At 63.6% G+C, this 24,197-nt stretch carries 18 protein-coding genes; 7 read left to right on the forward strand and 11 right to left on the reverse strand.

Going from position 1 to position 24,197, the window contains the following annotated elements; genetic code table 11:
* From VAE54_RS06750 to VAE54_RS06765, 4 genes are all read right to left on the reverse strand, one after another.
* Window positions 1–319 (reverse strand): helix-turn-helix domain-containing protein (locus tag VAE54_RS06750; RefSeq protein WP_322801184.1); only part of this gene is annotated, 319 nt, incomplete at its 3' end.
* Between the two features lie 87 nt (window positions 320–406).
* On the reverse strand, window positions 407–1,078 hold the full coding sequence (locus VAE54_RS06755; RefSeq protein WP_322801185.1) for a DUF1122 family protein: 672 nt from the start codon (window positions 1,076–1,078) through the stop codon (window positions 407–409).
* Between the two features lie 90 nt (window positions 1,079–1,168).
* The gene (locus VAE54_RS06760) at window positions 1,169–1,978 is read right to left on the reverse strand and encodes a molybdopterin-synthase adenylyltransferase MoeB (protein WP_322801186.1); all 810 of its coding nucleotides are present in this window, start codon (window positions 1,976–1,978) and stop codon (window positions 1,169–1,171) included.
* A 474-nt stretch (window positions 1,979–2,452) separates the two neighbouring features.
* Window positions 2,453–2,935, reverse strand: a complete 483-nt coding sequence (locus VAE54_RS06765) for a peptidylprolyl isomerase (RefSeq protein ID WP_322801187.1) — start codon at window positions 2,933–2,935, stop codon at window positions 2,453–2,455.
* Window positions 2,936–3,453: 518 nt separating this feature from the next.
* On the opposite strand from VAE54_RS06765, the gene VAE54_RS06770 reads away from it, so the two are divergent.
* Both VAE54_RS06770 and VAE54_RS06775 read left to right on the forward strand, forming a co-directional pair.
* Complete coding sequence (locus tag VAE54_RS06770) at window positions 3,454–4,158, forward strand: response regulator transcription factor (protein WP_322801188.1); 705 nt, start codon at window positions 3,454–3,456, stop codon at window positions 4,156–4,158.
* A 114-nt stretch (window positions 4,159–4,272) separates the two neighbouring features.
* Entirely contained in the window at window positions 4,273–6,645 is a 2,373-nt protein-coding gene (locus tag VAE54_RS06775; RefSeq protein ID WP_322801189.1) for an NACHT domain-containing protein, read from the forward strand.
* 11 nt (window positions 6,646–6,656) lie between these two features.
* Here the strand turns inward: VAE54_RS06775 and VAE54_RS06780 are convergent, their stop codons facing one another.
* Entirely contained in the window at window positions 6,657–7,451 is a 795-nt protein-coding gene (locus tag VAE54_RS06780) for a hypothetical protein (RefSeq protein ID WP_322801190.1), read from the reverse strand.
* 245 nt (window positions 7,452–7,696) lie between these two features.
* On the opposite strand from VAE54_RS06780, the gene VAE54_RS06785 reads away from it, so the two are divergent.
* From VAE54_RS06785 to VAE54_RS06805, 5 genes are all read left to right on the forward strand, one after another.
* Window positions 7,697–8,518 (forward strand): deoxynucleoside kinase, encoded by an 822-nt coding sequence (locus tag VAE54_RS06785; protein WP_322801191.1) that lies wholly within the window; start codon window positions 7,697–7,699, stop codon window positions 8,516–8,518.
* 248 nt (window positions 8,519–8,766) lie between these two features.
* Window positions 8,767–9,012, forward strand: coding sequence for a hypothetical protein (locus tag VAE54_RS06790; protein WP_322801192.1), 246 nt, complete (start codon window positions 8,767–8,769; stop codon window positions 9,010–9,012).
* A 329-nt stretch (window positions 9,013–9,341) separates the two neighbouring features.
* Entirely contained in the window at window positions 9,342–9,881 is a 540-nt protein-coding gene (locus VAE54_RS06795; protein WP_322801193.1) for a GNAT family N-acetyltransferase, read from the forward strand.
* Between the two features lie 62 nt (window positions 9,882–9,943).
* The gene (locus VAE54_RS06800) at window positions 9,944–11,104 is read left to right on the forward strand and encodes a CinA family nicotinamide mononucleotide deamidase-related protein (RefSeq protein WP_322801194.1); all 1,161 of its coding nucleotides are present in this window, start codon (window positions 9,944–9,946) and stop codon (window positions 11,102–11,104) included.
* Window positions 11,101–11,826 (forward strand): segregation and condensation protein A, encoded by a 726-nt coding sequence (locus VAE54_RS06805; protein WP_322801195.1) that lies wholly within the window; start codon window positions 11,101–11,103, stop codon window positions 11,824–11,826. Before VAE54_RS06800 ends, VAE54_RS06805 begins: the two co-directional genes overlap by 4 nt.
* A gap of 207 nt (window positions 11,827–12,033) precedes the next feature.
* Here the strand turns inward: VAE54_RS06805 and VAE54_RS06810 are convergent, their stop codons facing one another.
* The 6 genes from VAE54_RS06810 to VAE54_RS06835 form a co-directional block, all read right to left on the reverse strand.
* Entirely contained in the window at window positions 12,034–13,527 is a 1,494-nt protein-coding gene (locus VAE54_RS06810; protein WP_322801196.1) for an aldehyde dehydrogenase family protein, read from the reverse strand.
* 95 nt (window positions 13,528–13,622) lie between these two features.
* The gene (locus VAE54_RS06815) at window positions 13,623–14,810 is read right to left on the reverse strand and encodes a spermidine/putrescine ABC transporter substrate-binding protein (RefSeq protein ID WP_322801197.1); all 1,188 of its coding nucleotides are present in this window, start codon (window positions 14,808–14,810) and stop codon (window positions 13,623–13,625) included.
* A 56-nt stretch (window positions 14,811–14,866) separates the two neighbouring features.
* Window positions 14,867–15,697 (reverse strand): competence/damage-inducible protein A, encoded by an 831-nt coding sequence (locus VAE54_RS06820; protein WP_322801198.1) that lies wholly within the window; start codon window positions 15,695–15,697, stop codon window positions 14,867–14,869.
* The gene (locus VAE54_RS06825; RefSeq protein WP_322801199.1) at window positions 15,697–16,122 is read right to left on the reverse strand and encodes a response regulator transcription factor; all 426 of its coding nucleotides are present in this window, start codon (window positions 16,120–16,122) and stop codon (window positions 15,697–15,699) included. Before VAE54_RS06825 ends, VAE54_RS06820 begins: the two co-directional genes overlap by 1 nt.
* A gap of 168 nt (window positions 16,123–16,290) precedes the next feature.
* Window positions 16,291–18,066: an aspartate--tRNA ligase gene (aspS, locus tag VAE54_RS06830; protein ID WP_322801200.1), complete on the reverse strand. Its 1,776-nt coding sequence runs from the start codon at window positions 18,064–18,066 to the stop codon at window positions 16,291–16,293.
* Between the two features lie 326 nt (window positions 18,067–18,392).
* Window positions 18,393–24,185: a GAF domain-containing protein gene (locus VAE54_RS06835; protein WP_322801201.1), complete on the reverse strand. Its 5,793-nt coding sequence runs from the start codon at window positions 24,183–24,185 to the stop codon at window positions 18,393–18,395.
* Window positions 24,186–24,197: the final 12 nt, after the last annotated feature.

Genomic DNA, 24,197 nt, shown 5'->3' on the forward strand with positions numbered 1-24,197 from the left:
GCTTCTTGCGCTGGAACCGGGGCCTTCCCGCCCGGCCCTGCCGCCCGTTGCGAAAAGCCCGCTCCAGATCCCGGAAGGCCTCCTGAGGGGCGCACTTGGACACCTCCACCCACCCGGGAGCATTCTCTCGCTTCCAGATGTTCCACTCCTTGTGGAGCCGAAGGGCAGAGGGGATCGGCTCTCCGCGTTCGATCGCTTCCAGGCAACGCGCCAGGCCCCAGTTGTAGGCAAAGCGAGCGGCCCCCACGTGCCGGGCCAGGGCCACCCGCTGCGCCCCGTTCGGATCCAGCTCGAACCGAAAGGCCTGGACGACTCGCATCCGATGACCTCCAGCGCCCGCTGGATTCCATCGCCGTGGGGGATGATCAAGAGTTGTAATGCAAGATCCCAAAATGGGCAGCTGTTGTCACCCCTCGAAGGGAGGCCACATCGCGAGCAGCTGCTCCGCCCGATGTCGGGCGCGCAGGAGCTCCGGGCGGGTTGATCCCTGCGTGCGGCGCAGGAAGGCCTGGATCTCCTCCCGCAACTCCTCCGCCCGCCGCCGGTAGTGCGCCTCCTCGCGGGGCCTGAACCCCTGGAGCTTGCGTGGCCCTTCCCGCCACCCCTCTGCAATCGACCAGTCCCGGATCGGAAAGGCGCAGCGGGCGTAGAACAGGCACATCCCCAGCGGCGTCAGGATCGGGGGGACCCCCAGCCGGAGCGCCTGTTCGGTTTCCTGATGGATCGCCAGGGATTCCCCGAACGTCTCATAGGCCAGGGCCAGCCATCCCCCGGGCGGGATCAGCGCGCCGACCGCCCGGAAGAACTCCTGGAGATCGGCGTCGTTGAGCTCCACCGGCTGTCCCTGAAACGGGATCGGGTTGCGGAAGAAGCCATCCAGCCATCCCGGGATCGGTCGGGGACGAGGCTCCGCATAAAGGCCCCGCAGGATCGGTCGATCGGAGCGAATCCCCTCCCGCTCCAGGTAAAAAGCCAGATAGCGCTGCCCGGCCGTCCCGGCCGATCCTTCCTCCCGGACTCGAATCTGATAGGCCCCGATGGAAAGGCCTTCCAGGGTTTCCCACCCGGGCGAAGGCATGGTGAGGTTCCTTCTCCATAGAGAAAATAGAGTTGCGCTCGAGCGGATGAAGGGGAATGCCTCACCCCTTCTTCGTCTGGCCCACGGAGATCAGCGGGAGGCCCCACAGAACATTTCGTAATCGATAGGCTCAAAGAGCGTCGGATGATCGCCGCACACCGGGCAATCCGGACGGCGTTCCACCTGAACTGCCAGCCATTCCGCGCGGAGCCCATCAAAGGCGAGGAGGCGGCCGGCCAGGGATGTGCCCAGGCCCAGCAGCCACTTCAGCGCCTCAAAGGCCTGCATCGCGCCGATGATCCCGGGCAGCGCCCCGAAGACGCCGGCCTGCTGGCAATCCGGAACCTGATCGGGAGGCGGCGGGGTGGGCAGAAGACAACGATAGCATGGCCGTCCTCCTGGAGGCACCGCGCCGATCTGGCCCTCAAACTGGAAAATGGCTCCCCAGATCAGCGGCTTGCCCTCCCAAACGCAGACATCGCTGGCCAAGTATTTCGTGGGGAAATTATCGCTTCCATCCAGGATCAGATCGTATCCGGCCACCAGCCGGCGCGCGTTGGCCGCCGTGAACCGTTCCACATAGGGGACCACGGTGACGTCCGGGTTGAGGGCTTGCAGCCGCTCCCGGGCGACCTCGGCCTTCGGGCGGCCCACGTCCTCGGTTCGGAAAAGGACCTGCCGCTGGAGGTTGCTGAGATCCACTACATCGTCGTCGATGATCCCGATGGTGCCCACCCCTGCAGCGGCGAGATAGAGGGCGATGGGGCAACCCAGGCCGCCTGCGCCGATGATCAGAACCCGGCTCTGGAGGAGCCGGCGTTGCCCTCGCCCGCCCACCCCGGGCAACACGATATGCCGGGCATAACGACGGATCTGGGATTCGTTGAACGAGAAAACCATGCCCGCGCCACGGATCCATCGGGAGGATGGGGAGCTACACCAAAGGCCAGGTCAGGATCTCGCCTCCCCGGGCTTCAGCTCCCTGATCCCAAAACCAGAGCAAGACACCGGAGCTTTCCGCTGAATATTTTAGCTCGATGGATGAACTCACGTCTTTCTCTTCTGGAAGAAGGGAACCCCAGGATCCTGCTCGGGGACAACATGCCAGCGCTGCGCGAAAAGCGCTGGCCACCGACCGGCAACCATCCCCCAGATTTCCGATAGCCTTTCAAGCGGCGGGAAAGGAGAGGACAGGCCCGGATCCGCCAGGGCCCGGTCATATTCCGGCCGGATCGATCAGGGGCTTTGAGAGGAGGATTGCTCCCACTCGGTTGGCCCAGCAGTGTGGGGTGAGTGATCCGGAAGGTTCGGGAGCCTGGCCGGGCGTTAGCGAGGGCCCGGCCAGGCTTCCCCCTCATCCTGGGCACCCCGCGCTCAGTCGTGGGGGTGGCCGTGCTCCAGCTCCTCAGGAGTAGCGGGGCGCAGGGCCAGGATCTTCACGGTGAAGTGAAGCTCCTCCCCTGCCAGTGGATGATTGAAGTCCAGGGTCACCGTATCCGGGCCGACCTCGGCGATATAAGCCGGGAAGGCCTCGCCGTTCTCGGTGTAGACATACAGACCGATGCCTGGAGCCAGGGGGAAATCCGCCGGAAACTCACTTCGAGGGACCACCTGGTAGGCGTCCGCCCGTCGGGGTCCGTAGGCGTCCTCAGGAGCCAGCCAGATCTCCTTCTCCTCCCCCACCGCCATCCCATAGATGGCCTCCTCCAGGCCGGGGAGGATCTCCCCGGCGCCCTGAATGAAGGTGATGGGCTCGCTCTCTTCCGAGGACTCCACAACCCGACCGTCCTTCAGGCGGAGGGTGTAGGCCAGGGTCACCACCATATTGTCCTGAACGGTCAGACGCTCTTGCAGCATGGGTCAAACCTCCATAAAAGTTAAAAGGGCGCCCTCCCGGCTTACGGAGAGCGCCCTCTTGCGAAAAGCCCCTGCCGCAAAACCGGCAGCGCCATTGCCTCTATCATAATCGAACTCTGCATGAAAGGCAAATCCTCCACGCCTGCCCTCCCCGACTGCGACCAGAGACCACTGCCTCCGAAGCCCCTTGAATTCCCACCAAGAAGAGTTACATTCAGCTTGCCCTAATCGCATGGGGCTTGCCCGACGAGGCGGGGTTATGGTAAAAAGATAGCCGAGCTGGATCAATTCGCTGAAAATCCCCCGACGAGGGGATGCTCCAGATCTCGCTCGATGGGCAATGCGCGAGGGCCCTCCGCCCCATAAAAGCGCCATCCGAAGCCACATCACAACCGAAAGGAGGAGCTGGCGATTCTGATGAGATCGAGTCTGCCTGCGCCGAGGTCAACAAGCCATGAACCGGTGATGGCGAAGTTGCCTGAGATGCGCATGCCCCGAAACCCCAGGGGGAGGTCGCCTTGAACGCCAAGAGGATCCTGATCATTGAGGATGATGTGGAACTGGCTCGCTTCCTGGCGTGGCAGCTGGAGCAAAACGCCTATCAGGTCTCCATCGCCCATAGCGGCCAGGAAGGTCTCGATCTCCTGCGCGTGCAAAACCCCGACTTGGTTCTCCTCGATTTGATGCTGCCTGGCATGGATGGATGGGAAGTCCTCAGAACCATCCGTTCGACCGGGGAGACACCGGTGATCATCATCAGCGCCCTGGGGACAGAATCGGACATTGTGCGGGGGCTGGAGAGCGGCGCCGATGATTACCTCACGAAACCCTTCGGCCCCCGACAGCTCCTCGCCCGCGTTCAGGCTGTGCTGCGGCGTTACGAATCCACCACCTCCCGCGGGATCTACGATAACGGACGCCTTTATGTGAACCTGATCACCCAGGAAGTTCGAGTCGATGGACGCCCCGTGGATCTGACCCCTACCGAGTTCAAGCTCCTCTCCACCATGGCCCGTTTCGCAGGCCGCCCGCTGACCCACGACTTCCTGTTGCGCGAGGTATGGGGGGAAGAACACGTCCAGGATCGGGGCTATCTGAAGCTTTATATCTGGTATCTCCGCCAGAAGATCGAGCCAGACCCCAATCACCCGCTCTTCATCCGAACCGAGCGAGGGATCGGTTACCGGCTGGTTGGCCCCGGCGAGCTCGGGGCCCATGAGTGATCTCATCATGGCTGCACAGAAAAAGGGATTCCCCTGTCCTCTCTCTGAGGATGAAAGACGACCTCGTCGTTCTGAATCCGAGCTCAGCGGGTTGAGGCCCTAAGGAGGAACGTGGTGGGTTTCCCGGGATCGTGGCGCTTTGATCCCCTCTCCGCCCTCATCGGAGCCGCCATGGCTTCGCTGGGTGCCGGGCTGCTCTATGGGGCCCGACGTCCCCTCCGACGACTCTACGAGGGGATGAGGGGACGCCTGGATCGAGCCCGCCAGCATCTGCGTCTATCGGCCGAGATGCAGTATCGACACTGGCTGCTGGATCAGCTTCCCGGCTGGATCGCCTGGTCGGCCCTGGACCCTCGCCTCGCGCAGTGTTTGATCGAGCCGCCTCTTATCCCTCCCCTTCCCCATCCGAGCACCCATGGGGAGGACCCCCGATTGGAGTGTGAACTGCCCCTGGGTCAGGTAGTCCAGGCGGCCTCCCGCCTCTTCCTCTACGGACCCCCGGGGAGCGGCCGCACCGGCGCTCTCTGCTGGCTGATCCGCGAGGCCCTCGCCGGACATCTGAAGTGGAGGGATCAAGCTTCCCCCCTTCCGTTTTATATTCGCCTGCCCCTGCTCGTCCCCGATCCCATGGCCCCACCGGAAGCCGCCCTCATGGAGACGCTGAGGGAAACTCTCCCCATCGTCCTGCGAGCCCGTCTGGGCAGTATGATCCGCACTGCGCTGCATGATGGGACGGCCGTGTTGCTCCTGGATGACCTGGAAGCTGTGCCTCCAGCGCGCCGCGAGGAGATCCTGCGCTGGTTAGGGCAGTTGCTGGAGAGCTACCCGCACACTCCTGTGGTGCTCACAGGGGCCGAGATGGCGACCCGTCCGCTGGAGGCGCTGGGGTTCCTGCCCCTCGCCCTCGCCCCGTGGTCCGAACGCGCTGTGCGGATGTTCCTTGAACGATGGGCTCTAACGAGTCGGGCATCTGTATCCGAGCTGGAAGGACATCTTAAAGCGTGGGGGCTTCCCCGACCCGTCCGCATGCGCCCTGCGGATGTCGTCGCCGCCGTGGTGTTGAAACACGATCGCCCAGGGCGGCCGGAGCTCTATGATGCAATCCTGGACCGCATGCTCCAGGGAATCGCGGGGGAGACCGCGCTGACTCCCCCCACTGCCCGTCTGATCCTGGGTCAGCTGGCCCTTCAGTTGTTAAACGAGGAACGCTTCCTTATCACCCTGGAGGATATCGAACAAGCGCTGATCCGTGTCCTCCCCGCGCTGGCGCCGCCGCGGGGACGTCGGAATCTGGATCGGGAGATCGAGAGACTGACCGCTCCTGGACGGCCGATTGTGCCGATCGATGAACAGCGCGGGTGCTTCCGTCACCCTCTGCTGCAGGCGTATCTGGCGGCCTGGGCGCTGGCCCAGTCCGGGGATAATACGATCCTGATGTCCCATTTGGATGATCCCCGATGGGCGGACGTTTTCACGTTCTATGCGGCCCTCGGTCCGATGTCCGGCATCATCGATCGGGTTCTCACGGAACCCGATGACGCCTTCCATACTCGATTGTTGCGCATGGCACGATGGATCGCGGTGGCCTCCCCTCAGGCACCATGGCGCCCCCATGGGATGGCCGCCCTGGGCCGGGTGTTTCTGAAACCTGGATTGCCGATGACACTTCGTCTACGAGTGACCGAGGCCATGGTGGCCACGGGAGATCGCGGCGTTCCCGTTCTTTTCCATAAGGCCCTTCGCCATTCGGACCCGGAAATCCGCATGGCTGCCATCCGGGGCCTGGGCTGGCTGGGGCAGGAAGGCGACCTGCCCTTCCTGGAATCGGTATTGAGGGATCCAGAGCCCGAAGTCCGCCGCACGGTCATCACCGCTCTCGGCGACCATCGCACCGAAGCCGCTATGAGACGGCTGGTCCTCCTCCTCCTGGAAGGAGAAGAGCCCCTTCGCCGTCTGGCAGCCGAAGCCCTGCGGACCTATCCCGAAGGCCCCCAGCTGCTTCAAGAAGCGGCCGAAGAAGCGGACTGGCGGACTCGCCGGGCCGCGGTGTTTGCGCTGGCTCTGATCCCGGAGGAATGGGCCAAAGCCCGCCTGGAAACGATTGCCCGTGAGGATCCGGAATGGCTGGTGCGGTCGGCCGCCCAGGATGCGTTAACTCTCTGGGAGAAGAACCGCCAGCCCCCAGCTCCTGATCTCCGTCCGGTCGTTGTGGAACAGCAGGGATGGCTGATCGAGTGGGCGGTGCGGGAAGGCGAAGCCGTTGGGGAGCGCTCTTCAGCGCTCCAGAGCCTCTATCGAGCCCTTGAGCGAGGGGATGAGGACGTGCGCCGGGCAGCCATCCTGACGCTGGCCCATGTGGGGGATCAGGAGGCTCTGGCGCCATTGCGGATCCTCGCTTTCGATCCTCAGATCGACCGGTTCACCCGCGATCTCGCCTTTCGAGCCCTGGAGGTGATCGCCCGCCGCACGGGGACGCGCGTGCTTTAAAAGCGGACGCATTACTCCAGCCATAGCCGGTGTGCCCGCATCAGGTTTCTCCATATTTTCCCTTCGCTCCCGGCGGCCTCGGGGAACGTCACCACCAGCTCTCCCCCAAAACCCGTTTGCTCCAGAATGGGGCAGCCCTCCTGATCCCACCATTCCAGATGCTCCGGCGCGCAGCGAAACAGCAGCATCGAAACGGAGGGATGCATCATGCTCCACAGTGCGGGGAAATCCTCTGGAATCGCCCCCTCCAGATCCAGCGCAATCCGCGGCCGGATCCGGGCCTTGAATTCGCGGACGACTTCGAGAAGAAGCGGGCTGGCCTCCGAAAGCCGAAGCAACAGGATCAGGCGAAGGCCACCGAGGACGGGAAGGAGATGCTGGATGAAGGAGAGGGCCTCCCCGGGCTCCCATCGATCCATCCCCTCCAGGAGCAACCCTTGAGCGCCCACGAAGGCAGCCGCCGTGGCAGCGGTCAGCGCATACTGCCGGATCCGGGAAGCGCCCGCCTCCTGAGGGGGACACGGGGCTATGGCCCAGGCGACAAGATGGATCCCTGTCCGCAGGCGCTCGAAACGCACCGCGTGTAAACGCGGGCGGCGGTAATCCAGCGCCTCCGCCCATTGAGACACCTCACGCCATTCTTCAATCTCCAGACTCCTCCCCCTCCACAGGCGACGCCTTTGAACCGGGCGCAGGATTTCATCATGTATGACGATGCGAGGGATCCCCACGCGCCGAGCCTGCTCGAAGATCGCCTCCGGGGGAAAGCCGGGAAACGAGCGATCCGAGAGCGCCAACCTCCACATGCGCCTTCTCCGGGAAAAAAGAAGATCGTCAGGAGGCCGGGCAGGGCTTTTCCATCGACGCTCCCCTCCCTCTACAGGATTCGGGCAGCCGGTATCCGATTCATAACCGGAACACAGAGTTTGCGCCACGGGTATAGTAGGAATTATGCACCGGGTCCCTCCAGGAGGGCGCCTGATGCCAGTCCGGCCCCAGAGGGAAACCCGCCGTGCAATCCGGATCATCCTCCAGATCCAGGGAGGCGCCCATGACCCACTGGTTCCTGGCCATTGAGGGCGTGATCGGCGCCGGCAAGACCACGCTGGCTCGCATGCTGGCCCCGGCGCTGGGAGCATATCCGATCCTGGAGCGATTCGAGGAGAACCCTTTCCTGCCGCATTTCTATCGGGATCGCGCCCGCTATGCTTTTCCCACCCAGATCTTTTTCCTGTTGAGCCGGTATCGCCAGCATCAGGAACTCGCCGCCCACCTGGAGCATGAGCCGGTGGTCAGCGATTACATGTTCGCCAAGGATCGCCTCTTCGCCCATCTGAACCTGGAAGGAGATGAACTGGCTCTTTACGAACAACTGCATCAAGCCCTGGCCGAGAAAACCCCTCAGCCCACGCTGGTCCTTTACCTTCGAGCGGATACGGATACCCTGATGGCTCGCATCGCCATGCGGGATCGGCCTTACGAGCGGGGAATGGACCGGGCCTATATCGAGCGTCTCCGACTGGCCTACGAGGCGTTCTTTTCCACCTATGAAGGTCCTTTCCTGATGATCGACGCCACCCGGAATTTCGTGCAGGATGAAAACGTGTTCCGCGAGATCCTCCAGGAGGTGCGCGGGGCGCTGGGGCTGGCTCCAGCTCAACCGCCCCTTCCGGTTTTCCATCGCCCCCCTTCCTCCTCCCCGATATCCACCGAGGACGCCCTTGCCCGGGCCTTCGCGGATCTAACCCGAACGATCGGTTCCCTCCGGGAGGCGCTCTTCACGCAGCCACGGGATCCCCAACAGATCGCCCATGTCCTCGAGATCTGTCAGCGGCAGCTGGCAGCCATCGCCCGGGCCGCAGGGCTCTCATAATCGAGCGGGATCCCGAAGCAGATCCATTCTTTGGGGCGTCCAACGAGCAAGGACATCGCGCTCGATAAATTCGCCAGCCCTCCCCGGAGGATATAAAATAAGGTTAGAAAAAGGTCGGTCGAGGGGATTCAGGACGAATCGGTGGGGCTCCGAATCCCTCGATCCCCTCTCCGGGGCAAGGGATCGATGGCTGGGATACGGACGGGAGAGGGATCCGCAGGATGACGGAAGGGGATGGTGGATACGGAATGGTTCTTCGAATTACAGAACGCGCGCAACGAGCGCTGGATGAGCTGCATCCGAAACATCGAGAACAGGTGATGCGGCGAATTCGCCAGCTGGCGGCTGCTCAGCGCCCGCCGCTGACGAAGATTCGCCATGATCGGGGGGAGCTGCTATCGTATCGGGCTGGAGAGTATCGAATTTATCTCACCTGGGACGAGCAGACTTTACAGATCGAGGATATCCGGAAACGCAACGATGCCTATCGCTAAGATAGGAGGAGAATCGCTGTCAGCTCCCGACCTCAGGATGAGGATTTTTATTTCCCTGCGTTCGCTCTCCCCACGGCTGAGGAGAGGCTTGCCCGGATATAGGATCATGGAGCGGCTTGCAGCCGCTCCTATGAGGAACCGCGTGGCTGGTTGCGAATCCGTCATGCGAGATGCCCTCCTCCTTCCTTGCTCCCCCCTCGGACCAGAGAAAGAAGGCGGGGATCGGCCCAACCCCTCAGTCCCCTGGAGGAGATCGGGCGTGAAATCCCCGTCCTGTTCGGAGAGAAAGCGCCCCAATGATAGATATCTCCGGAAGGAGGTGATTCCTCTTGCTTCGCTCCGCAGGCTCGATTCGCATCGTGCAGGAGCCTCTCTCGGGCTCCACAGATCTCGTCGATCTTTACTTGCGCGCCTATCGGCCCCTGGGGGATTATTACTATCGTCATCGCGCGGAGGTGAAGGCTTATCTGAAATGGCTCCGCCACCGGGATCCCAATGGCTCGTTCATCGCCTATGATGGAGATCGCCCCGTGGGGTTCATCGCTACGGATTCCCGATGGGACCATGGGACGGTGGGGGCGATTCACGAACTGGTGGTGGATCCAGAATATCAGGGGCGTGGTCTGGGGCGCGCCTTATTGCTGCGTGGGATGACCTATCTGCGTTCCCGGGGCTGTCGGGTTTGCGAGCTCTGGGTAGGCGAGCACAACGAGCGGGCCCGCGCGATCTATCGCGCTCTGGGCTTTCAGGAAAACGGACGATGGGGGAAGTGGATCCGCATGGTCCGTTCGCTGGAGGATCTGCCTGGAAGCGCCGATCCGGAGGCTGCCCTCGTTGAAGCTCTCTCCCCTTCCCCGAGCTCCCAATGAAGATGCGTGAGGCCAGCGCTTTCCCGGTCGTGCATCCTTCTGAGCGAATAAAGGGAGGATCCATGCCCAACGCGGAGGTCCTGGCTACCGGCACGGAGCTGCTGAGCGGAGACGTGGTGGACACCAATTCGGCCCGTATCGCCCGCGCCCTTCAATCGCTCTCCATCCCTCTGGTTCAGATCACCGTGGTTGGGGATGATCTACCCCGCATGGTGGCCGCCATCCAGGCGGCGATGGCCCGGAGCGAGATCCTCATCATCAGCGGGGGTCTGGGCCCTACGGTGGACGATGTGACACGAGAAGCTGTTGCCGAGGCCCTGGGAAGGCCGCTGATCTTCGATCCGGAGCTTTTTGAATCCATCCGCGCTCGCTTCCAGGCCCTGGGTTTCCCCATGCCGGAGAACAACCGCCGTCAGGCGTTCCGCCCTCAGGGCTCCCAGGTGATCCCCAACCCGATCGGAACCGCCCCAGGGTTCTGGATTGAGGATGGGGACCATATCCTTTTCGCCCTTCCCGGAGTCCCCCGCGAACTGGAGCGCATGCTCATGGAATCGGTGATCCCCTGTTTGGAGCGCCGATTCCCACCGGCCGAGGCAATGGTCTGGAGGGTGGTTCGCACGATCGGTATCGGCGAGAGCGTTATCGACGAGCGCTTGCGGGATCTCCTGGAAGGGGAGAACCCCCGGGTGGGACTGAACGCGCATCCCGGGATGGTAGATATCCGGATCCAGGCTCGAGGTGCCACGCGCGAAGAAGCGGCCGCCCGGGCAGAGGCCGCCGTCCAGACCGTCCGGGAGCGTCTCCGCTGGGCCGTTTACGGGGAAGGAACCCGTGCGCCCGAGGAGGCTTTGATCGCCATGCTTCGGGAGCGCGGGCTCACGCTGGCCACCCTGGAGCGGGGCACGCTGGGCTTGCTGGGCGGCCGCCTGGCGGCGGCGGATCCGGAGGGCCATGTCTTTCGCATCGGGGAGGTGCGCTCTCGCCTGGCCGCGGCCCCGGAACATGCCGCGGAAGCAATCCGGCGTCAGGCGGGAACGGCGGTGGGATTGGCCGCGGAGGTTCTCCCGGAAGGGGAGAACTTCCAGATCACCGTCGCCATGGCCACCCCGGAAGGCTCCCGCAGCCTTCAGCGCGGCCATCGAGGCCCTCTGCCCCACGCGGCGGAATGGGCGGCGAACGCCGCCATGGGCCTATTATGGCGCTGGCTCCAGGAGGCCCTATGAGCCTTCCGCTCAAACCTTCTCTCCCCCCAGTGCGACTCCCTGTTTTCGAGGGGCCGCTCGATCTCCTTCTCTATCTGATCGAGCGGAACGACCTGGATATCACCCAGATCTCCCTGGCTCAGGTCACTGCTCAGTATCTGGAATACGTGACCATCCTGCAGGCATTAACGCTGGATCAGCTGGCGGAATATCTGGTGATCGCTGCTAAACTGCTTTACATTAAATCTTCCATGCTGCTGCCACGGCCGCCGGAGCCTGACGAACAGGAGGAAGATATCGGGGAGGCGCTGGTAGAGCAGTTGAAAGCCTATCGCCTCTTCCGGGCGCTGGCCCGCCAGCTCGCCGAACGGGAGGGATTCACCGCTTACGGACGAACTGCACCCCCTCCCCGGCCGGAGGCTCCCGGGATCGGATTGGAGGGCGTTCGCCTCGAAGATCTCCTCCGCATGGCCCGCCGCGCGCTGCTCGCTCAGCCCGAGACGCCCACTGTGGATCGCTTTCTCACTCCCTATCGTCTGACGATCCATGAGGCGATCGACCGGATTCTGGAGGCCGTGCAGGATCAGCAGCGGGTGGCGCTCCGGCATCTGCTTCGCGAAGCGGAGACCCGCTACGATCTCATCGCTCTTTTCCTGGGCCTGCTGGAACTTCTGAAACAGCGCCGGGTGATCGCCCGCCAGAGCCAGCTGTTCGATGAGATCTACATTGAACCGTATCCTTAGATCTCCCTCCCTCCATTCCCACCCCGCGAAAGCGTCACAGGGGGATAGAGGGAACCACCCGCCGTGGAAAGGGCATGGAAAATCCGCCAGCTCCTGCCCGTGAGCCAACGGTCAGGCTCTGATTCCTCATCGAGGCTTTCCGGGCCGAAAGTATTTGGGAAGCATGGAGGGCAGGGAAAGACGCCTTCGGCCTCCCTGCCCCCCTTTTCAGGAGCTACGCAGCGGATTTTCCTCGCCGCGGGAGCCGTAGGGGAACCACCATGGCTTCTCACCACCCTCGATATCCCAGTGCACGTGCTTGGTCTGCCGGAACTCCTCCAGCCCTTCGAGCCCCAGTTCCCGGCCGAGGCCGCTCCACTTCATTCCCCCGAAGGGGCCGGCATAATTATCCGTAAGGGGATCATTGATCCAGATCGTCCCCGCCTGCACTTCCTCATAGAAGCGGCGGATCAGGCGGGGATCATGGCTCATCAGACAGGCGCCCAGCCCGTAAGGGTTAGCGTTGCACAAGGCGATCGCCTCATCGAAAGTGCGATAGGGCATCAGGGGAATCACCGGGCCGAAGGTCTCCTCGCGCATGATCTTCATGGTGTGATCCACATGGATCAGGACCGTCGGCTCATAAAAGAAGCCCCGGGGCCTCTCGGGAGGCCTTCGGGCGCCGGTCAGGGCCCGGGCACCCCGGACCAGGGCGTCCGCAACATGTTCCTCCACTTTCGCCCGGTAATCCGGGCCCGCCATGGGGCCGATATCCGTATGGGGATCCAACCCGTGGCCCAGGCGCAGCGTGCTGACGAAGGCGGCGATTTCCTCCGCGAAGCGGTGGTAAATCCCCTCCGGCACATACACCCGCTCCGTGCTGGTGCAAACCTGCCCGGCGTTGATCAGGGCCGCGTAGGCCAGCGCTTTCACCGCGATCTCCAGAGGCGCATCCGGCCCGACCACAAAGGGATCCTTGCCCCCCAGCTCCAGATGGAGTTTCTTCATCATCGAGGCCGCCAGAGAGGCGATCCGCCGGCCGGTCGCCAGGGAACCGGTGAAGGCGATGATCGGCACCTCCGGGTGCAGGACCAGCGGCTCGCCGGTCTCCGAGCCATATCCGGTCACGATGTTCACCACGCCCGGCGGGAGGTGATCCATGGCAACCTCAGCCAGGCGCAGGGTGGTCAGTGGGGTAAGCTCAGAGGGCTTGATGACCACGGTGTTACCCGCCGCGAGGGCGGGGGCAACCTTCCAGGCCATGAGAAGGATCGGATAATTCCATGGGACAATACAGCCCGCCACGCCATAGGGCTCCTTGAGCACCAGGTTCAGCTGACCGGGCTCGGGGGAAGGGATCACCCGGCCCCGCTCGTGGCGGGCCAGCTCGGCGTAATAATCAAAGGTGTTCGCCGACCAGAGGATCTCCTCTTCGTTTTCCGGCCATGGCTTCCCCTCCTCCAGGGTCAATAGCCGGACCAGCTCTTCCTGATGGCCCCGGATTTTCCGGGCCACCTCATGCAGCATCTCGGCTCGCGTGGCCGCGGGCACCTTCCGCCAGCTGTCGAAAGCCCGACGGGCGGCCGCCACCGCGGCCTCCACATCTGCCGGCGTTCCCCGGGGCACGGTCTCCAGCACCTCCTCGGTCGCTGGATCCAGAACCGGGATCCCCTCGCGCGCAGATCCCGCCGTCCATTCGCCGCCGATCCACATTCGCGGCATCCCTGCCCTCCCTCAGATCCGATAGCAGGCCCCTATGGGACTTGGGGGATTCCCCGCGCTCTCATGGGCCCCATGAGCTTTCAGGAGGGATCGCCTTACCGCCCCACCCCCAGCTCGGTCCAGATCCGATCGTATAACTCAATGGCCTCCCCCACATCGATCAGCCATTCCATCTTGCGCTTCAATTCCTCCGGCGGGTAAATGCCCGGATCATTAAGGAGGGCAGGATCGATCAGCCGCTGCTGGATCGCCGTTCGGTTCGGGCTACCGTACTTAATCTTATTGGCATTGATGGCCGCGATGTCCGGACGCATCAGGAAGTTGATGAACACTTCCGCCGTGTATTTATTCTTCGCCGTCTTCGGGATCGCCAGATTGTCCTGCCAGATGGTGCACCCCTCCTCCGGGATCACATACTTCAGGGAAGGCTTGGCATCCCGGGCCCGGATCGCATCCCCGGTCCAGATGTGGGCCAGGACGACCTCGCCGGCCACCAGGAGATCGCGGTTCGTGTCGCTGGTATATGCCTTCACATAGGGCTTCTGACGGAGCAGCACCTCCTTAGCCTTCTGCAGCTCGTCCGGGTTGGTCGTATTCATGGAGAACCCCAGATATTTCAGGGCCGCTCCGATGACCTCCCGCTCATCCTTCAGCATGGAGATCTTCCCCCGAACATCCGGGGCCGGCTCGAACACATCCTTCCAGCTCTTCAGCTCCCGTCGGATCACTGCCGTATCATACATAAACCCGGACGTCCCCCACATGTAGGGCACCGTGTATTTATTCTCCGGGTCGAAATAAAGGCCGAGGTGGGCCGGGTCGATGTGCTTGAGATTGGGAAGATGGCTCTTGTCCAGCTCCGCCAGCATTCCCTCCTTGATCATGATCGAGACCATGTAATCGGAGGGCACGATGACATCATATCCGGTTGCGCCGGCCTGGAGTTTGGCCAGCAAAGCCTCGTTGGAGTCATACGTATCGACGATCACCCGGACCCCGCACTCCTGCTCAAACCGATCCAGTACCTCCTGGGCGATGTAATCCGGCCAGTTGAACAGGTAAAGCTCCTTTGAAAGCTTCGATCGATCGCCGCAGGAGTCTTCCGCAACGGTGGAAGGCGCCGGAGCAATCGGCGAGGCGGAAGAAGGGGCGAGAGCAGTCGGCGAAATGGTAGCAGGCGAGACAGTAGGAGGAACAGGAGTCGGAGAGGCGGCAGGCGCTCCACACGCGACCAGGATCGCCATCAGAACCAGCAGAGAGAAACCACGAACAGCGATTCCCATGGCTCGCCTCCTTTTCGGAAATAAGGGATGTCTGCTCTTCATGCTCCATCGTAACATCAATCGGGGCCCAGGATCTCGGTTCCGATCCCGGCTTCCCTCAGTCGTTCCTCCAGATGACGGCGGGCTTCCTCGATCAGGGCCCGGGCTTCCTCCGGGGTAGAGGCCGCAGCGGAAACGTAAATCCGAAGGCGAACGCCAGGGCCGAAGGCGCGGGCTCGGGATTTGATATATACCTGGGGCCATCGATGCTGGACTTCCTCCAGCAACGGCGCCAGGCGGGATTCATCCCCACAATCGACGAGCAGGCGGAGCTCGGCAAAGCCGGCCTTCCCCAACCGGGATTGAAGATAGGGCGCGAGGGGGCCCTCAACGATCGCTTTCATCTCTTCAGGAACTCCGGGGAGACAGATCAGGAGGGTCTGTTCGAGGGGGAGGAGAACTCCGGGCGCTGCGCCGATTGGATTGGCCAGGGGCACAGCCCCCTGGGGGAGCAGCGCCATCTTGCGACGCGGCGGCGTGAGCTCCGGGCTGGCCACATAGCCTGCCGCAGCCAGGGCCTGATACCGCGCCGCCACCATCTGAAGCGCCTGGGGATGCTCCTCCAACGGCCGGCCCGTGGCCAGCGCCACCGCCATGAGCGTTCGATCATCCTCCGTAGGCCCCAAACCTCCGGTCGTGAACACCAGGTCGGGCCCTCGTCGCAATGCGCCTTCCAGCTCGGCCCGTATCGCTTCCACCTCGTCGGGCAGCAGGACCGCCCGCCGGACCCTTCCTCCCAGCCTGGTGAGGAGACGACATAGCCAGGACGTATTCGTGTCGACCACCTCGCCCAGCAGCAACTCGTTCCCGATGGCCAGGATCTCCGCCGTCGGGGAGGAAGATCCCATCAAGCCTGCTCCTGATTGGACTCCGCAGAGGAGAAACGGCTCATCACCCGCTCGATGCTGGCGATCAGCTCGGAGGGCCCGAAAGGCTTCGTCAGATAATCATCCACCCGGGCGATGTGAAGCCCCAGAATGCGGTCGACATGCTGCGCTCGGGCCGTGACCACGATCACCGGGATGTTGCGCAACTCCGGATCGGCCTTCATCTGCTGGTAAACTTCCCAGCCGTCGATGTCCGGCATCATCAGATCCAGCAGGACGAGATCGGGCTTCTCCCGCCGGATGACCTCAATGCCCTCCACGCCTCCGGTCGCCCACCCGACCAGCTCATAGCCCCGTCGGGTGACGATCAGCCGGATCAGGTCAATCATGTCCGGATCGTCCTCGATGCACACAATGCGGATTTTTCTTCGATCCCCGTCCGCCATGAGGCGCCCCCCTTTGGACTCCGCCCTACACCGGGGTCTGGGCATGGTTTCCGCGAGGACGCTCGCGCCTACCCCCGCCACACCCCTTGGGGGAAAGTTTAATCAAAACGAATCCTTCGGGCAAACCGGATGGGAGGAGCGGGATGGGCGGCCAGGCCGACGGTTCCCTTATCCCTGCTCCTCCCGGATCACCCGAATATGAAGCTCCCGCAACTGGCGCTCATCCACCTCGGACGGGGCGTCGAAGAGGAGATCCGTCGCGCTGGCCGTTTTCGGGAAGGCGATGACCTCACGGATGTTCGGCTCGTCGGCCAGGAGCATCACCAGACGATCCAGTCCCAGGGCGATCCCCCCGTGAGGTGGGGCGCCGAACTCGAAGGCTTCCAGCAGATGGCCGAACCGGGCGCGCGCCTGCTCCGGCGTGTAGCCCAACAGCCGGAAGATCCGCTCCTGGATATCCCGGCGATGGATCCGGATGCTCCCCCCGCCGATCTCATATCCGTTACACACGATATCATAGGCTTTCGCCCGGACGGACGCCGGATCCGTCTCCAGGCGATCCAGATCCTCATCCATCGGCGAGGTGAAGGGATGATGCATGGCCTCCCAGCGGCCCTCTTCCTCATTCCATTCAAACATCGGGAACTCCAGGATCCATGCGAAAGCAAACTCACCCGGATCCGCCAGGCGCAACCGGTCCCGAAAGAGCAACCGCAGCCCCCCCAGGGCTTTGGCGACGGTCTCCGGCGCATCCGCCACCATGCAGATGAGATCCCCCGCCCCGGCGCCCGTTCGCTCCGCGATGACCGCCTGTTCTCCCTCGGTGAGGAACCTCGCCGCAATCCCTTTCACGCCATCGCCGGTAAAGGCCAGGGTGACCAACCCTTTCGCGCCCAGCGACTTCACATAGGTTGTCAGCTCATCGATCTCCCGGCGGCTGTAGCCTGCGCACCCAGGGGCTCGCAAGGCCTTCACCTGGCCTCCGCTCCGCGCTGCGGCCCGGAACACCTCAAACGCGCTTTCCCGGAACACGTCCGTCAGATCCACCAGCTCCATGCCGAAGCGAAGGTCCGGCTTGTCCGAGCCGTAGCGGTCCATCGCCTCCGCATAGGTGAGGCGGGGGAAAGGGACGCGGAAACGCTTATGGGGCGTCACCCGCTGCACCACCTCGACCAGCAGGCCCTCAATGAGCTGGAGGATATCCTCCCGCTCCACAAAGGACATCTCCAGATCCAGCTGGGTGAACTCTGGCTGCCGATCGCCCCGCAGATCCTCATCGCGAAAACACCGGGCGATCTGATAATATTTTTCCAGGCCCGCCACCATGAGCAACTGCTTGAGCTGCTGCGGGGACTGGGGGAGTGCATAAAACTTCCCCGGATGGAGGCGGCTTGGAACAATGAAATCCCGCGCGCCCTCGGGCGTGCTTTTGATCAGGATAGGCGTTTCCACCTCCACGAACCCCCGGGCGTCGAGATAATCCCGGATAGCCCGGGTGGTCCGGTGGCGCAGCATCAGGTTTCGCTGCATCCGGGCCCGGCGCAAATCCAGATAGCGATAGCGCAGGCGGACGGCCTCATCGATCCGCCGGCCATCGTCATCAATGGAAAAGGGCAAGGGTCGTGCGGGGTTCAGAATACGAACCTCGTGCGCTTCGACTTCGATGTCTCCTGTCGGCAGGTTGGGGTTCTCCGCGCCGGCCGGCCGTCGGCGGACCAGACCGCGGACCTGGATCACATACTCCAGGCGGACCTCATCGAGGACGGCATGGGCGGGGGCCGAACGGGAGGGATCGCCCACCACCTGCACCAGACCGCTCCGATCCCTCAGATCGATAAAGATCAATCCCCCATGATCCCGGCGGCGATGAACCCAGCCGGCCAGCTCTACGATCTGGCCGACGTGGGTCAGGCGCAATTCGCCACATCCATGGGTCTTCAACATCGAGGCCTCCTGTCCGTGCTCTATCCGGGGGTAGCGAGTAGAAGGCTTCGCCGCCTGCTTGCCATCAGAAGGCTGTCGTAAAAAGCCTGGGCCGCCTCTCTGCGGGCAGGCGGCCCAGGCTGGATTTCCTTTGTTTCACCCTTCAGAGCGTTAAAGAAGACCTACCGCCCCCCGCCGTGGAGCCTGGGAGGCGTTGCTTCCCTCCCCCTCTCGGTTCAAAGCCAGATCGCTCCCTCCCACCATGGTGCCTGTGTCCTCCTGCCTTCCGACGAAAAAAGGATAGCACAAGCCACATGGGGTGCCAAGCCGAAGGCCAGGTCGGAAGCTCACGGGGACCGGGGCTTTTGCAACACCTCCACAATCTCCGCGAGGAGAGCTTCCGGATCCACCCCGAACTTTTGCAGCAGAGCCTCGATCCGTCCATTCAGCCGCTGGCGATCCTCCTCGGTCAAAGACTTCGCCGTCAGCACGATGATCGGGATCGATCGGGTCGCCGGATCCTCTTTCAGCGCCTCCACCACCATGAAGCCGTCCATCTGCGGCATCATCAGATCCAGGATCACCAGATCGGGCCGCTCTCGGCGGGCCAGGGCTGTTCCCTCCTCCCCTCCGGAGGCTTCCAGGATCTGATAGCCGCCCATGCGTTCCAGAACCCGCCGGATGAGCTGACGATCCGCTTCCGAATCATCGATCACGAGGACCCGGAGCGGCCCCGGTCGGCCGTCCACCCGCTGGATGGCCTCCAGCAGCTCCTCCTCGGTGAAGGGCTTGACCAGATACTCTGCCGCCCCCAGGCTGAAACCCCGCCCTCGTTCATCCACGATGGAACAGACGATCACGGGGATCCGGCGGGCTTCCGGATCGGTCTTCAACTCCTGAAGGACGGCCCAGCCATCCTTCTGGGGCATCATGATGTCCAGCGTGATGACATCCGGGCGAACCCGCCGCACCACCTCCAGGACGCCCTGGGGATCCGTGAGGCCGATCACCTCAAAGCCGTGCTTCTCCAGATAGCGTCGATAAAGAGTAATCACGCCCGGATCGTCATCCACACACAGGACCACCGGCCGGCCGGAGCGACGTTCCGCCGAAGCGGAGGGACGAACCCTCGGGAGCGTGAAGAAGAACGTGGAGCCTTTCCCCACCTCGCTCTCCACCCAGATCCGGCCGCCCATCAGTTCCACCAGGCGCCGGGCGATCGCCAAGCCCAACCCGGTTCCGCCATACCGCCGGGTGGTCCCGCTCTCCACCTGGGTGAATTCCTGGAAAATTTCCTCATATTTCTCCCTCGGGATCCCGATCCCGGTGTCCTGCACAGCGACTGTCACGAAAGCTTCATCCGCCCATGCGCGCACCGCGATGAAGCCGCGATCGGTGAACTTGGCGGCATTGGAAACCAGATTCAGCAAGATCTGGCGGGCCCGCTGAGCATCGGCCCAGGCTGGTGGGAGATCCTCCGGGACCTCCTGGCGCAACTCGATGGGTTTGTCGCGGACGAGGCCGACCGCAGTAGACATCACGCCGCGGATGATCTCTCGCATATCCACTTCGGAGAACTGGAGCTCCATCCGGCCGGCTTCGATCTTGGAGAGATCGAGAATGTCATTGATCAGGCCGAGCAGATGCTGCCCGGCGTTGTAGATCGCCGTGAGGTCCTGCCGCTGGGCCTCCGTCAGCGGCCCATCAATGCCCTTCAGGATCACCCGGCTGAAGCCGATGATGGAGTTCAGCGGCGTCCTCAGCTCATGAGACATGTTCGCGATGAACTGGGTCTTCAACCGGTCCAGCTCCCGCAGGCGCTCGGCCGTGCGCTTCTGCTCTTCGTAGAGCATAGCGTTCTGGAGGGCCACCGCCAGGCTATCCGCCACGATGCCGAGGACCGTGAGATCCTCCGGGGAGAACGCATGGGGACGATCCGCCTGGATCGTCAGCGCTCCCAGGACCCGGTCGCCTACAATCAGGGGCAGCGCCATCTCCGCGCGGGTATCGGGGAGCAGGGGATTGATATAGCGAGCTTCCGCCTCGCTCACATCCTGGGCGATCACCGGCTGCCTGCGGGCGCATGCCTGGCCGATCATGGATTCCCCACCGACCCGCAGGCGGTGTCCCTGAGCGACCATCTGCCGGCCGGCCTCGCCGGTGCCCGCCCGCAGAACCGCCCACTCCCCGGACGGGTCCAGGAGGAAAGCGCCCACATAGTAATAATCGAACCGCTCGCGCACCAGATCCACCGCCTGCTGCAGCAGCGCCTCCACTTCCAGGACGCTTGCCACAATGCGGGAGATCTCCGCCGCCGTCTGGATCCGCCGGGCCTGCCGCTGAGCCTGCTCATACAGGAGCGCGTTCTCCAGGGCGACAGCGGCCTGCTGGGCGATCGTTTGAGCCAGGCGCAGCTCCTCAGGCGTGAAGGCATGATGGGCCCGCATATAATCCAGCCCCACCGTGGCGATCACCTGGCCTCGGGCAACCAGGGGGACAACTGCAATGGAGTGGATCCCCAGGCCCGCCAGCAAAGGCCCGGTGGCCTCCAGGCGCTCATCCTGACGGACATCGAAGGCCCACTGGGGCTCGCCCGTCTCCATCACCTGCCGGGTGAAGGCATTATCGATCTGGATCCGGACCCCGAGGAAACCCCGTGGGGGATGCTCGGCCACCACCACTCCGACATCTTGTCCCCTCTCCCACAGCACAGCTCCACTGTGATCCACGCCGAGCACCTCCACGAAGGCCCGGCAGACCGTTTCCAGAATATCCACAAGATTCAGAGAACGGGAGAGCTCCACCGCCAGGCGATGGAGCGTTGCGAGCTCCTGAGCCCGGGCCTGAGCCTGGGCGTAGAGCCGGGCGTTCTGCCAGGCCGTCGCCAGCTGATCGGCCATCACCTGGAGGGCCCGGATGTCCTCCTCGGTGAAGGCGGCCGGTTGTTCGGATTGAATATCCAGGACCCCGACCAGCTCCCCGCGCACCATCATCGGCAGGGCGATCTCCGAGCGGGTCAAAGGGAGCAAGGGGTTGGCGAAGCGAACGGGCTCTGCGCCCACATCCAGGGCAATGCGAGCCCGCCGATGGGCCGCTGCCCAGCCCACCATGGATTGCCCGCCGATCTCCAGTCGGTGCCCTCGCTCCTTCATGATCCGGCCGGGCTCCCCGGTGCCGGCGGCCAGCATCATCCATTTCCTATCCTCATCGGGAACGAACCAGCCCACATAGTAATAATCGAAGCGATCCCGGATGAGCTCGACGGCCTCCGCCATCAGCCGGTCTGGATCCAGGATGGTGGCCGCGATCCGGCTGACCTCCGCCGCCGCTTGCAACAGGCGCGCCCGGCGAGCGGCCTCCTCGAAAAGCTCCTGCCGCTGGAGAGCCAGGGCCGCCCCATGCGCCAGCGCCGCAGCCAGTCGGAGCTCCTCCGCCGAGAACCAGCGCTCCCGCCGGCTGTCCCAGACTTCCACATGCCCGTAATACTGCTCCCCGACCACCAGGGGGATCAGCAACACGGTTCGACCGCCATATCGGGCCAGGAGCTGGGCCTCCGGCGCTCCCCGAGCTTCCAGCTCGCTCCGGCGCAGCACCACCGGCTGCCGCGTCCAGCGCATCTGGGCGTAAAGCGGATAGTCATCATAACGATAATAAGTGCCCACGTCAGAGACGCGCTCCTCCGGAGCCGCTTCGGGAGCGTAGAACTCGCTGACAGCAAAGAAGCCCTGTCCATCCGTAGACTCGCGGTCCACATAGGCGCTGGTCGCTCCCAGGCCCATAGCGAAAGCCCGACAGACCCGCGTCAGCAACGCCTCCAACCCGGGAGCCTCTGCCAGAGAAGCAGCCACCTCATAGAGCAACGCCTGCTCCCGGAGCCGCTGCTCCAGCAGCTCAAAGAGGCGCCGGTTCTGCAACACCACGGCCGCGGTGTCTGCCAGCGTCTGCACCCGGCGAATGGCTCGATCCTCCAGTTCCAGCGGGCGCTGGACCCCCTGGGCGATCAGCCAGCCCCAGAAGGCATCGCCAGCCCAGAGGGGGAAGAGAGCCAGGGAATGGACACGGTATCGAAGATAGAAGGAGCGACTGACCTCATCCAGCCATGGATCTGTGGCTACATTCGGGATCAAGAGGGGCTCCCGGGCAGGCTCCGAGGCGATGATCGGCAGCTCGGCCGTCGTATACCGCCGGGGTTCGCTGAGGAGTCCCCGTTCCCGATCCCAGATCAATCGGACCTGAAGGGCTCGCTCCTCCCCCTGGGCCTCCGGATCCTCCACCAGGGCCAGGATATAGCGGTCCACCCCCTGGATGGGAAGGTGGGCCAGCAGAACCCGAGCCGCTGTCTCAATGGATGTCGCAGCAGTCAGATCCCGGGTTGCCTGATACAGGGCCTGGGTCTCCTCTAGGGCCACCTGGGCCTGCTGATAGAGCCGGGCGTTCTCGATGGCCACCGCCAGCTGATCGGCCAGGATCTGCAGCACCGAGACAGCGCCGGCATCAAAGACTTCCTCGAGGGTGCTTTGAACATCCAGGGCGCCAATGATCCGATCCCCGATCTTCAGCGGGAAAGCGGCTTCCGAACGGGTCTCCGGAAGCAGCTCATTCTTGAAATGCACAGGGTCCTCCGCCGTCCGCTGGGCCACCCGGGGCCGCCCGTTCGCCGTCACCCATCCGATGAGACTGCGCCCGCCCACCTCGAGTCGATGCCCCCGTTCCTTCAATTTGCGGCCGATCTCCCCGGTGGATTCGCGCAACACGGCCCACCGGCCGCTCTCATCGATTAGAAACACTGAGACATGGTAATACCCCAGACGATCCCGGATCAGGTTGACGGCCATGCGCAGGAGCTCATCCAGATCCAGCGTCGAGGCGATCGCGCGACCCATCTCCGCCGCGGTCTGCAGCTGATGGGTCCGCTCCTGCACCCGGCGCTCCAGGTTTTGATAGAGATCCCGCAGCCGGAGGGCCATCGCGTTGAACGTTTCCGCCAGCACCCCCAGCTCATCCCGCGAGGTGACCGGGACCCGCGCGTTGAGCTGCCCCGCGCCCATACGCCGCGCCGCCTCCGTCAGTTCCCCAAGCGGCCGGGTGAGGGAAGCGGAGGCCAGGAAGGCGAGGCCAATGGCAAAGGAGCCCAAGATCAGCATCCAGATCAGCGCCTGACGTCCCAATCGCCGAACCGGATCCAGCGCCTCGTTCTCCTCCTGGACCACTGCCAGCGTCCATCCATGCTGCTCCAGCGACGGAAGCTGATGGGCGATCCATGGACCTACACGGCTGTAGGCGATGAGCCAGTTTGGAGTGAGCAGAACCCCCTCCGAGCGGGCCAGATCCTGGCGACCCATAGGGAGACCTGAAAGCCGCTGTTCCCGTTGCAAGATACCGCGGGGATCCAGCAAGACCGCGCCGTCCGCATTCAGCAACAAGGCCCGGCCAGTGCGTCCGGTCTGAAACTGGTTCAACAGGCCGAGGATCTGGGAGACGCTGTAGGCGCTCCGCAACACCCCGACCGCCTGATGCGTGTCCCGACGGTAAACAGGAACCGCCAGATAGACAACGGTGGTCTGAAGGTCTTCATCGAACCGGAAATCGCTGATATACGGCGCGCCCTGTCCATGATTCCAGGCCGCCTGCCACCAGGGCTCCTGATCGAAACGATAGGCGCGGGGAGGTTCTGTGGCTGCCGTCAGGGTGCCATAGGAATCCGTGAGGAGCAAATGAAGATGCCCGCTCAGCCGGCCTCGTATGCTACGGAGCGCATCGGCCGCGGGGCGCCGCAGGATATTATGCCGCAACGCGGAGTCAGGCTGCGTTCTCCAGATCAACTCCTCCTGCTGGAGCATATAAGCTCGTCGTTCAGGGTCCAGATAACGGGCGGAGTGATCCAGCGCCTCGAAGACCAGGGTGTCCTCTTCCGACCAACCGCTGAGCAGCTCAATCTGATGCCAGAGCTCCCGTTCCAGAGCGGCCCGCTGGGCCTGGGCCACCCCGCGGAATTCTTCCACGATCCGACGCTGCAGGGCGTTCTCCAGCAAGCGCTGGGTCACCTCCACCGTTCCGACCATGCTCACCAGAACGATCAGGATGAAGCCGGCCAGGAACTTCCAGCGCAAGGGCCACGAGCCCCAATCCAGTGTCACCATCTTCCCTCCTCC

Origin of the sequence: Thermoflexus sp. (assembly GCF_034432235.1) — a bacterium.
GTDB lineage: Bacteria > Chloroflexota > Anaerolineae > Thermoflexales > Thermoflexaceae > Thermoflexus.